Source organism: Paenibacillus sp. Y951 (assembly GCF_056786395.1).
Window position 1 is genome coordinate 38,156 of record NZ_JBXCIY010000009.1, and the last position, 12,245, is coordinate 50,400.

The following is a 12,245-nucleotide window of genomic DNA, read 5'->3' on the forward strand; positions in this document are numbered from 1 at the left end:
TGAAAAATAAAAAAGTCTATTTAGATATCTTCTTCTTTTTCAGAAAATGATATCTAAATAGACACACTTACGAATTAATACTGGTACCCTGTTCATTATCATCGAAAATATCTAGGACTTAAATTGAATTCCTGATTAATAAAGCTTTCCAGTTATCTTTAAAACCTAATTTATTAATATCTACACAATCGTATTCTTCTATTAAAGCGGCTAATTCAACTATCCATGAATTCCAGGTAGTTGTTTCAGTAATTAGATATTGCATATTGAAAATAATAGCGAACAATTTATTCGTATCAAGGTCCAGTATCTTATCTTTCTCCCTAAACTTAATGTGCATAGGAAAAGAATAATCAAATAATCTACTATAGTGAGCACATCGATTTCTTGTTATAGTTAAAAAATGTAACCAATTTGAAATCTCACTATGATGAACACCATATTTTTTGGAGATTGCTCTCTGATCACTTATTTTCAAATTGTTAAAAAGTTTAGATAACCAACTGAATTGTAAAATCTCCACGCTTACCCATATTGGGAAATTCCCTTGATAATTATGATAATGATGTACTATGAAGAGATCTCTAGATTTACCAAGGTTCCTATCCAATTCATCATTGAAAGTAGTTATCCATTTATCATCTCTAAATGTTCCTCTTTTTTTATGACCATCAGAACCATAATTATGTGCGATAAGATATGAAATATTTGTACGAAAAGAGATTTCAATGTATTCAATTAATTTCATTAATAGTTGTCTTAGTTTAGCATCAAAGTCATAGTGTCTGTATATGGTCTCAAATGTAACATTATCATGAAAAACATCATTACTTTTAAATGTTAACGTGTAGGCCGTAAATCTGTAATAATTAATGCGTTGTAATACTGAGGAAGAGCGTTCAAGATCTTCTATTATTAGCCCTCTGTGTTTCAAAATTTCAAGTTGTTGTTCAAATGTCGTAGGAGGCTTTAATGAAACTACGTCTGTCATTTGAATCACCCCATAAATAAAAAATGTCCGGTTCTATTTACGCGTTTGAACTATAAGTTCAAAGAGGCGCGAACCGGATCTGTTACTATTAGTATATTCATGAAAGTTTGATTCTGTCAATATAATAGTATTTGACAACCAGGGCAATCTCTTATTCGCGATTCCATCAAGTTACAGTAACTATTAGTTGTTGATAGGCTCTGCACCCATCAACCCATTTATAGCAGCATGCAATTCCTCCTGAGTATCCGGGAACGCTGCAAAAATAGTATTGTTAATATCTTCATTCGCTCGATCTAGCTTGTGCAAAGTAGCAGAGTAATAGAGAGCTGTCATCGTATCGTCATCATGAGTGAATGCTGGGTTCCAAGCGAGTGCTAAGTAGCTTTCAGATTGTACATAATCACCGAGCACGAAGTAGGCTTGTCCGATAGGAGCTGCTAGCGTAGCTGTTATGCCAAACTCGCGGCCTTGTAATTGAGCATCGGGCAACAGTTCGAGCTCTAATGCTTTGGCAGTTACTTGATCACGTACAGCGACAATAGATTGTAAATGTTCTTTGGCAGCTTGCAGCTCATCAATTCCGATTGCTGCTACCGCTCTACGGAATTGGATTTTTGCAAAATCAGCATAATAATCAATTTCCCATGGGAAATTGTTGATCGCTTCCTGTAACACAATTGCGGATTCGTCATCCTTTTGCAATAGGCGATTCAACTCTAGCTGACGGAAGATGAAGTTTTCATAGTAAGGCTCTTGCTTACTCATCTTATCAAGTATCGCTTGTGCATCTATAGCATATTGCTCCTCAAAAGTAGATTCATACATTCGAGTTAACAGTTCTAATTGAAAATCATAATATTCAGGATCGCCATTGCGACTTGCCGCTGTTTTCAGTTGCTCTAATGATTGCTCCATGCTTTGCTCTTGAATGACTTGCTCTACATTATGATAGGATTGATAGCCTGATATATTAACGAGCGTCATAATTAGATATACAGCTGCCCCTACGATCAATAGTGCAGGAATGACTAGCTTAAGCTTAGTAGCTGCAAGCTTTTCTTGCCATGGGAATGTCTTTGTTTCACTTGATGCCAACATTCCTCCAAGAGCGAAGAATACTAGGGCAGCGAGATAGACATAACTCATATTGAAATCAAGCACACTATGAATCAAGATAGATGTACTTACAATAAACCAAATATATGGGATAAGTTTGTCTTCGTCAGCCTTTTTCGAAAATGATCTTAAGAACAGATAATAAACAGTTATTAACACTATAAATAAAGCTAGAATACCAAAGATTCCAACTTCAACAAGCATTTGTATAAAGAAGCTGTGTACTTGATTACTAGTGTAAGGATTGTTTTGATATTGTTGGTAAAGGGTTTGCCACGCTCCCCCGCCAGCGCCAAAAATCGGATAGTCTTTCCAAAGGGTAATAGCATCCGCATAAAAAGTTCCTCGCTCCAGCACACTATGCTGATTCAAGTTAATATTTTCAAGGCGTGATCCAATGCTGTCTGGTAATAATTTAATAAAGCCAGTATTTCCAAATAAGAGAATGATACCTGCCACGCCTGCTACAATTCCTAAACTAGGCAAGAACAGATTAATCATTTTTTTCGAATTCCATCCTTGTAGCTTTTGCTCAAGACGTGTCGCTGCGTATTTATTGAAAAGGAGCGAAATAATTGCCGTCATCAAGGAAACAACAATTAAGATAGACCATGCTTGAAATGCCTTTCCTTGGGTATGATCTTGTTGCAGCAATAATCCTAAACTAGTGACGCTCGATAAGATCACAATACTTGCAATAGCACCAATGAAAAGATGGAATAACAGTTGAATTTGTTTGGAAAACGTAATTAAAGGCAGAATTAAAAGTAAAACAATCGGGAAAACAAGCCATCCGGCCCGAGAATACGTAAGAATAAAGGATACAAAAGTAGGTACGAATATAAACGATGCAAACAGCACCACATATTTATTCTTTGAATAGACGACCGTAGCTAAGCTAGCAAACGAGAATGCGATTAAATAGGCGGCGTAGCTATTTGCATATTGGAAAACGGATGCTAGCCTAATATCAATGCCACTATTCCATGCCGCATCAGGATAAACCTCCCACGGAAGCAAACCCCAAAGGGATGCATTACCGAACCAGTTCATCATGCCGAAAAGAACGATAACGGATGAAGTACCCATATAGATGTAGAAAGCAATGTGCTGACCATCAGTCTGACGTAATAAATGATACGCAGTCATGAAAAATATAGCGTAAAACACCCAAATCATAAATTCTATGTAGGAATAATGAGCAGATACCGCTCCAAGCATTGAGATACAATAGGAAAGCGGAATGCTCCATATAATATAGCGATAAGGAGTATGCGTTAAACCATTACGACGAGATTGATAGAGATGAATACCAAGACAAGCTAATAAGATAGCGCCTATAATGAAGCTATACAATATATCGATTTCAGTGGAGGGCTGACTACCGTTTAACAAGCCACCTTGAAACGGCATGAACAGAAAGAAGAAAATAAGACAGCTACTCATGATCCAGAAAATAGTGGAACGATAGGTTAGTAGATGTTCGGAATATAATAAATTAGATTTTTTATGCTTTGTTGCCATAATTTTTCTCCCTTTTTAGCGATGTAAAATACTTTATGTAGTATATCATAGTTATGTAAGGTGGTTAAAGAATGTTGTCGAGGGGAGTCAATAAATTACTATTAAAGATGATTACATAGATACGGTTAAAAAACTAATGAACATATTGTACTTATTGTTCTCTAGGTAGAGGATACTTATTAATTCGTGGTAGTGTATAATCTTGTTAGAGAAGGAGAATGTTTTATTACCAATCAACTATTATTTTTGGGGGAAATTTTAAATGGGTTTATTCCATGAACAGTCTTTGTATTCGATTCCAGATATTGAAATATTATTAGCTAATATAGATAAAGCGAGTATAGTTTCGTTTGACATATTCGACACTCTACTACTACGAAACGTGATTTCACCAACTGATATTTTTAAGGCTGTTGAAATTGAATATAACAATCGCAATAACCGGCAATTAGATTTTTACAATAATAGGGTAAAGGCAGAAGCGCTTGCACGATCAAGAACGAATAATGAAGATGTTTCCTTCAATGAAATATATGATTGTTTATTCGAATTAATAGGTAATGCTTCTTTAGAATATAAAGAAATTGAGATAGAACTTGAAAATAAATTTCTTATAGCTAACAGTGATATGAAGGCTGTTTACGATTATGCTAAATCAAGAGGGAAAACAATATACATAATCAGTGATATGTATCTATCTTATTCAATTATTGAAAACCTTCTAAAGAATAAGGGAATTGAAGCGTATGATCGATTGTATGTTTCGAATGAATTGAATGTAACTAAAGCAACTGGCACTATATATAAACATATTAGGATGATTGAGCATATTAACAAGTCGACAAAGTGGATTCATATTGGGGATAACAAGCGCTCTGACATAACAAATGCGAAAGCCAATGGTTTAGAGGCATACTATTATAAAAAACTGAGTGATAGAGAGAATACAACCCATTTAGATAACTTGGGAGATTCAATAGTACGAGCTATTCAAATAAATAATAAGTACCTTAATCATGTGGATCAATATTGGTATAGATTTGGTGCTAGTGTTGCTTCTTCTCTATATTTTGGCTTAATGCAATGGCTAGTGGAGCAACTTAAGCATGAAAATCATATCTATTTCTTATCTAGGGATGGGTACTTTCCGTATCAACTGTACCAGCTTCTTCGCGAGGAAAATCCAACGCTTCCAGAAGGGAAATATATCTACGCTTCCAGAAGAGCCTATGTATATCCGTATTTGTTAACATTAGAACAAGATGAGGCAATAGATTATCTCATGTTGTATAATGCGGGACTCGATCAGCGGATTACTTTAAGAGAAATTTTAGATAATGTTGGACTGGATTATCTAGATTACGAGAGTAGTATAAGTAGCTTTCTAATTGAATCTGTTAACGAAATATTAACAGACAAAAACTCTAAAAATATCAAGTCGTTTTTAGTTCATATATGGGAAGATATCCAATCCATTTTAATAAAAGAAAAAGAAGCGTTGCATCAATACTTTGATCAGATAGAAATTTTGAATAAGGAATACATAAATGTATTTGATATCGGCTGGAGTGGTTCAACGCAATTAGCTATACAAAATCTTACAAGCCAAAGAGTGAAGGGCTACTACTTTGCTACTATTGAAAGTATGAAAGAAGAAATTAAGAAAGATTCGATAGGGTACGCCTTTCATTTAGGAGTTCCCCTAAAGGCGAGAAATTCAATTATACGGAATGTAATGATGTATGAATTTTTATTTTCTGCACCTGAAGGATCATTGATAAAATTTTCGGTTGATGAAAGTAACAAGGCTGTTCCACATTTTAAAAATGTAGAGCAGAATGTCTATGTGTATGAAGCCTTATCTACAATGCAGCAAGGTGCTAGCGATGTTTTTCAACAAATACTAAAGTATAAGTCATATTTGAAAACGATAAGTTTGAAAAATTCGTTGAGTGAATTAGAAAAATTCATTGAAGCTTTTAGAATTGAGGATCTACAGCAATTTTCTAAATTAACTAATTCAGTAGGGTTCGGAAATTCAAAAGATATTAAGCAATATGTTAGTATCATTACAATAGATGATTATTTGGAAGATAGGGTAGTATGCAAAAGAGAAGCAGGATACCACTTGTGGCATAATGGAATGCTAATTAAGGACGATCAAGGTCGATTGTTCAATGAACACGAAATTGAATTGCTTTATGGACTTAAGAGTCAAGTGAAACAAATAAAAATAAGAAGAGTTCTGACTTTACTAAAAAAGGCTGTTAAAAATCCGAAAAAGGCAATAAAAAAAGCCTTTAGTATAGTAAAGGCTCTAGTTAGAAAATAATTATCATTTATTTATGTTGAACAAATTCAGTTATTATTTCAGATGCAGGTCCAATCTTACGGATAGCTCCTTGCTCTAGCCAAAGGACTCTATTACATAAGTCTTCGACCTGCTTCGTGTTATGAGAAACAAATAGTACCGTCGTACCGTTCCCCATCAGTTCACGAATTCGTTGTTCTGACTTTTCTTTGAATTTGAAATCCCCTACGGATAATACTTCATCCACAATCAAAATTTCAGGTTGAACAACAGTGGCAATAGCGAATCCAAGGCGGGATTTCATACCGGATGAATAGTTTTTCAAAGGAGTATAGATGAATTTTTCAAGTTCGGCAAACTCAACAATTTCATCGTACTTTTCTTGAATAAACTTTTTGGAATATCCAAGAAGCAAACCGTTCAGATATATATTGTCAGCTCCCGATAGTTCACCATTAAAGCCAGCGCCCAGTTCAAGCAGAGGTGCAATGCTTCCTTCACGCGTAATAGTACCAGTAGTAGGTTTGAGCACCCCAGCAATTATTTTCAATAAGGTACTTTTCCCGGCACCATTCATTCCTACGATACCCAATACTTCACCCTTGTTTACGGAAAATGACACTTTATCAAGAGCGTGAAAAGTTTCATAATTGACCTGCTTTTTTATTTTTTTGATAAGAAAGTATTTTAATGAATCAACTTTCTCTGTTGTTAGACGATATTTCATAGATACGTTGGATACTTCAATGGCTATTTCATGCATAGATTGCTACCTCAACTTTTATAAATGATAAATAAATCGATCTTGTGTTTTATAAAATACGAGTAATCCTAAACCGCTGTACAATACTGCGTATGAAATTGCTAGTAAATGTGAACTTAGATCAGAAAACACTCCAAACATAACGATATCTCGGAAAATATTTACTACAGGGTATAAGGGATTGAGCATGATTAGTGGCATGTATTGCTCAGGTATGATGGATGCTGGATAAAAAATAGGTGTCATATACATCATGACCAACAAGATGATGGAATAAAAGTGTTTAATATCATTAAAAAAGACAGTGATGGCTGAAAGAAAAAGTCCGATTCCTGCACTGATAAACAATAAATATATCAAGGGTAGAAAGAATAGTAGGTTAATCCAATGAAAAGACATCCCAGTAAATAACATCATGAATATTACAGGAATGAACGAGATTACTGATATGATGAGTGAAGAGAGTATTCTCGATAATGGAAAAAAGTATTTGGGAACATAGACTTTTTTAATCAATGCAGCGTTTGCTTGAATAGAATCCATAGCAAAGTTTGTTGATTCAGAGAAAAACTGATAGAGAACCCTACCTATTAATACATATACTGGAAAATTAGGGATGTTGTTTTTGAATAGTGTCATAAATATGATGCTAAAAACAACCATCATAAGCAATGGATTTAACATACTCCATAAAATCCCAAAAAAAGAGTTCTTATATTTCAATTTAACATCTTGAACGACCAATCGTACAAACAAATCTTTATACTTGAATAGGTTTTGTATATAGGTGTGCATCTTCGACTTCCTTAATTAGGATCTATTTGTTAAGAGTATATTAATAATCGGTTCATATCATCCTTACTCTAACTTAATTAGTAGTGTTGAGGCAAGTTTTATTGTAGTCAATGTATGTTTACTGATAATATTCATGATGGAGTAACGAGTTGTAATCAAAGTAGGATCTTTATGTTGTATTTAGACAGTTAAAATTGAACTAAGTAGGAAAAAGTTAAAAAAACTATGGAATAACACATTATCGTGTCATATTTTGTTATACTTATATTTAATAAAAACAAAACGAGAGATTTACAAAAGATTAATCTTGGAGGTACAAAATGTCATCACGAAGTTTTAAAAATTCACTTTTCTATTTTTTTGTGGAGAAAAACCCCCATATTCTACGGAGATATCAGTTCTATAAATGGGGACATGTTGATAAGAAGGAGAATAAACTCAAGTCATTAATGTATATCGCAACACTTAATTTTACTTATCGAATAATTAGAGTGCAAAATGAGGATAAGACATCCGATAACATGCTGAATTCAGTCAGAAAAACAAATCAAATTCCTCGCAAAGGTAAGCTCCCATATTTAGATGGAGCGGAGTCAGGAATTCAAAATCGCCCTAAAGCGCTGCATTTTGCCCAAGAGTTATTGAAATATGATGTAATTTCATTTGATGTGTTTGATACTTTAATTCTAAGACCGTTTGCTCAACCACATGATCTTTTTATGATATTAGGTGAAAAGCATAATGTTGTGAACTTCATGACTATTAGGAGAACAGCTGAAGCGGATGCTCGTAAATTAGCAGAAGTAAAAAAAGGAAATCATGAAGTTACATTAGACGATATTTACGAGATTATTGAATACAGAACTGGCATTAAAAAGGATTATGGAGTACAAGTCGAGTTTGAAACAGAATTAGAATTTTGTTTTGCAAACCCTTATATGCTTGAAGTTTTTAAAATACTAAAATCACAGAAGAAGAAGATTATTGCCGTATCAGATATGTATGTTACTAAATCGATGCTTGTGAAATTAATGGAAAAATGCGGATATGAAGATTTTTTCAGTGTATTTGTTTCAAGTGAAAGTAATGCAAGTAAAAGTAATAAACAATTATATAAAATAGTGAAAAGTAAACTGGATAAATCAGATACTATAGTACATGTTGGCGATAATCATTATTCTGATATTCAATGTGCAAAAGAAGAAGGAATTGAAGCTAGGTACTATAAAAATGTTCATGATATTGGTAATCAGTATAGAGCTGATGGGATGTCTGAACTTATAGGTTCTACTTACGCTGGACTTGTAAATACTCATCTTCATAATGGAATAAAACAGTATTCTCCTCAGTATGAGTATGGATTTACTTATGGCGGTCTATATGTACTAGGTTATTGCCAATGGATCTACGATTATGCGAAGAAAAATAATGTGGATAAAGTGATATTTTTATCAAGAGATGGGGATATCTATCGAAAGGTATTCAATTACATGTTTTCTGATATGGATAATGAATATATGTATTGGTCAAGAATTGCTAATACTAAATATACGATAGATATTAATAGGGATGATTTTTTAACTCGAATGGTATTTCATAAAGCGTTAAATATATTAACAACTAAGATGAAAGCACTTTTAGAATCACTTGAGTTAGAAGAAATGATCCCTTTACTTGGTGAATACGGTCTTGATGAAGATGAGATTATTCATAAAGGTAATGTAAAAACTATCGAACATTTCTTTGTAGATAATTGGGATGATGTCGTAAGAATACTGACAAAAGACATTGATATAGTAGAGGAATATTTTAATAGCCTTATACAAGGTGCAAAGAAAATTGCAGTTGTCGATGTAGGTTGGGTTGGATCTGGAGGATCAGGAATTAAATACCTTGTTGAAGAAAAATTTAAAATGAACTGTGAAGTAAAGTCATTGGTTGCTGCGTCTAGACATTGGAACCATCATGCAAATATACATCAAATCATGAATGAAGATTTAAGCACGTACTTATTCTCGAGGATGCATAATCGGGGTCATTATGATAGCCATTCTAATACTAATAAGAATACTAATAACATATATTTTGAATTGTTTACTCAAGCGTTATATCCGTCTTTTGCAGGCATTGAAAAAACAGCAGATGGATATAAGTTTTTATTTGATGTTCCAGAAGTTGATAACTATAAAATAATAAATGAAATTCAGAATGGTATTTTTGATTTTGTTAAACTTCACAAGAAAACCTTCGGGAGTTATCAATACCTGCTTTCAATATCGGGCTATGACGCATATCTACCGTATCGCATGATCATAAGAGATTTGAAATTTATTCGCACAAACTTAGGTGATCTTCAGTTCTCTAGGGGTGTGTTTGGAGATACGGAAAATCAAACATTTGAAACATTAGAGGATATTATGAAGTCTGTAAAATTGTAATCTGAAGGTTATTATTTTTAATTTGGGGTGAGGAAATTGATTCTATATCATGCAGTTTCGTCGTATCAGTTGTTAAGTTGTATTGTTCATAAAGAAGTTTTTCATAAAAGTGAAGAATGTCATATTCTATTGTCAGATTTTTTGGAAATGAAATTCCCTCACTATAAAAAAATGTACGATATATTTTTCGGCAAAGTATATATGTATCGAAATAATGAGTTTTCAATAAATCAAAAGGATATAGTACAACATATTGATGAAGTATTTGATCGTTATTTTGTAACGAATGAAATCAATATTGATCAGTACAAATCTTTAATAGTGGGCTGTGCACATAGTGTATTTGGTATTTACCTTGTTTCACAATCTAAACCATTTGTATTTATGGAGGATGCTAGTGGACTTATAAGTAGACCTCATATTTTAGAAGGTATTGAAGTGGAAATTTCAGAGATTAAACATAGTGTTGCTAAAGAAATGGGTTTGTACAATGGTGTTAATTCATTAATTGAGAAGCAAATAGGAAACAAAAATGCACAGATTGAAAAGTTTACATCAGATATATTAGAGCATTTTGATGTAGTTGAAGAACTCGGTAAATTAGACGCTAATTACACAAAGAAAGTTATTAATTTTTTTGGCATTGATGAGAAAATTAATATTGCAGAATCTTCAATAATCCTATTAACGCAGCACTTTGCCAATTTGAATATTATGTCTTTCGATGATCAAAAAGAGATTTATAAACTAGTAATGGATTATTTTCTAGAGAAAGATCATGTTGTTATCAAACCACATCCGGATGATTTGATGTACTATGATAAACTCTTCCCTAATGCCAGCATTGTCAAAGAAAAATTTCCTTCTGAATTAATGCCGTTTGTTTTCAACCATATTCCTGAGAATGTGATAACAATTACTTCTACTGCAATCAATAATTTAACCGGATATTTTAAGAACGCCATAAGCTTTTCAAACGAGTTCGAAAAGGATTTTCGAAGCATCCACCAATACTATATTGCTGCTAGTATAGTTAGTAAATTAGACATTGCGGGTACGATACAAGCTATTAATACAGATTCCATATTACTAAAGAATTTAATCAACTACTCTGACATTGATTATGACATGGAGATAAGTAATAGAGAAGATGTTTCTTCTATTGAAAAAGAAGGATTTATTTTTGTGGATGATTATGATACACAAATGGATGATTTATCATTTATTAACTTTGTAAGCGAAATGAATGAAACTAGTGTAGCTATTTTCTTAAATACAAAAAAAGACTATAAATTTTATGATTATAGTCGAAAAGATATTTTAGAATATGTAACCCCAATTGAAATCATTGTTGAAGAAATAGATACAGATTCCAAACGCTTAGAGATCATTTATATAATTTCAAAAAGCAAGGAGATTAGGGAAATGGTCAATAATATAACCATTGAAAAAGAACTGGGAAGTTTAAATAGTAAGTTATTAGTAGAGAAATTATCAGAAGATCAAATGAAAATAAAAGTACTCGAAGGAATTCTCGAAGCTACAGAAAAAAGACTGCTTCATTATATTAAACTCGAAAAAGAACTAAGAGAAAAAATCTCTAAAAGTTAGAACTAAGTTGTGGATAGGAGGACGAAAAGATGAAAGTCGTTGCTTTTGTACCTATTAAATTAAATAGTGAAAGATTATCAAACAAGAATATTCTACCTTTCGATAATGGACGCTCCTTAGTTAGTTATATACAAGATACTCTGGTTAAAGTTGAAAATATAGATGAAATCTATGTGTATTGCAGTGATGAAAAAATTAAAGATTATCTAGTAGATGGTGTGAAGTATTTAACGAGAAGTACGCACCTAGATTTATCCAGCACGCCATTTAATGAAGTATTATCTTCTTTTGCCAGAGATGTAGATGCCGATTACTATGTTCTAACCCATACTACTGCACCATTTATTAAGCCAGAAAGTATTAATCGTGGCGTGGAAATGGTTAAAAGTGGCGAATACGATTCTGCTATTGGAGTTCATAGGTTATACGAATTTCTTTGGAAAGATAATCAACCTTTAAATTACTCATTAGATAATATTCCAAGAACTCAGGATTTACCTCCCATATACGCTGAAACTTGTGGATTGTACATCTACTCGAGAGAATTGATCTTAAATGAAAATAAACGTGTAGGTCAGAAGCCATACTTTGTAGAATTATCAAAAATTGAAAGTGTAGATATTAATGACCGAGAGGATTTTATAATTGCTAACGCGTTATCATCTTATCGTGAGTAGTTAATGGAGGTATGAA

General features: G+C 33.0%; 8 protein-coding genes. 4 read left to right on the forward strand and 4 right to left on the reverse strand.

Annotated elements, in window-relative coordinates; all coding sequences use genetic code 11:
- Positions 1-118: 118 nt before the first annotated feature.
- A complete protein-coding gene (locus AC1TPB_RS14215) occupies positions 119-991 on the reverse strand; it encodes an Abi family protein (RefSeq protein ID WP_482077107.1) in 873 nt (290 codons plus the stop codon).
- A 183-nt stretch (positions 992-1,174) separates the two neighbouring features.
- Positions 1,175-3,634: an O-antigen ligase family protein gene (locus tag AC1TPB_RS14220; RefSeq protein ID WP_482077108.1), complete on the reverse strand. Its 2,460-nt coding sequence runs from the start codon at positions 3,632-3,634 to the stop codon at positions 1,175-1,177.
- Positions 3,635-3,896: 262 nt separating this feature from the next.
- On the opposite strand from AC1TPB_RS14220, the gene AC1TPB_RS14225 reads away from it, so the two are divergent.
- The gene (locus AC1TPB_RS14225; protein ID WP_482077109.1) at positions 3,897-5,966 is read left to right on the forward strand and encodes an HAD family hydrolase; all 2,070 of its coding nucleotides are present in this window, start codon (positions 3,897-3,899) and stop codon (positions 5,964-5,966) included.
- A 7-nt stretch (positions 5,967-5,973) separates the two neighbouring features.
- Here AC1TPB_RS14225 and AC1TPB_RS14230 read toward each other — a convergent pair whose 3' ends face one another.
- Both AC1TPB_RS14230 and AC1TPB_RS14235 read right to left on the reverse strand, forming a co-directional pair.
- On the reverse strand, positions 5,974-6,708 hold the full coding sequence (locus AC1TPB_RS14230) for an ABC transporter ATP-binding protein (RefSeq protein WP_482077110.1): 735 nt from the start codon (positions 6,706-6,708) through the stop codon (positions 5,974-5,976).
- 18 nt (positions 6,709-6,726) lie between these two features.
- The gene (locus AC1TPB_RS14235) at positions 6,727-7,503 is read right to left on the reverse strand and encodes an ABC transporter permease (protein WP_482077111.1); all 777 of its coding nucleotides are present in this window, start codon (positions 7,501-7,503) and stop codon (positions 6,727-6,729) included.
- Between the two features lie 320 nt (positions 7,504-7,823).
- Between AC1TPB_RS14235 and AC1TPB_RS14240 the strand changes: the two genes are divergently transcribed.
- The 3 genes from AC1TPB_RS14240 to AC1TPB_RS14250 all read left to right on the forward strand — a co-directional run bounded on the left by AC1TPB_RS14240 (position 7,824) and on the right by AC1TPB_RS14250 (position 12,229).
- On the forward strand, positions 7,824-9,941 hold the full coding sequence (locus AC1TPB_RS14240) for an HAD family hydrolase (protein WP_482077112.1): 2,118 nt from the start codon (positions 7,824-7,826) through the stop codon (positions 9,939-9,941).
- Positions 9,942-10,070: 129 nt separating this feature from the next.
- Entirely contained in the window at positions 10,071-11,552 is a 1,482-nt protein-coding gene (locus AC1TPB_RS14245; RefSeq protein WP_482077113.1) for a hypothetical protein, read from the forward strand.
- Positions 11,553-11,581: 29 nt separating this feature from the next.
- Positions 11,582-12,229 (forward strand): acylneuraminate cytidylyltransferase family protein, encoded by a 648-nt coding sequence (locus tag AC1TPB_RS14250; RefSeq protein ID WP_482077114.1) that lies wholly within the window; start codon positions 11,582-11,584, stop codon positions 12,227-12,229.
- The last annotated feature ends 16 nt before the right edge of the window (positions 12,230-12,245 follow it).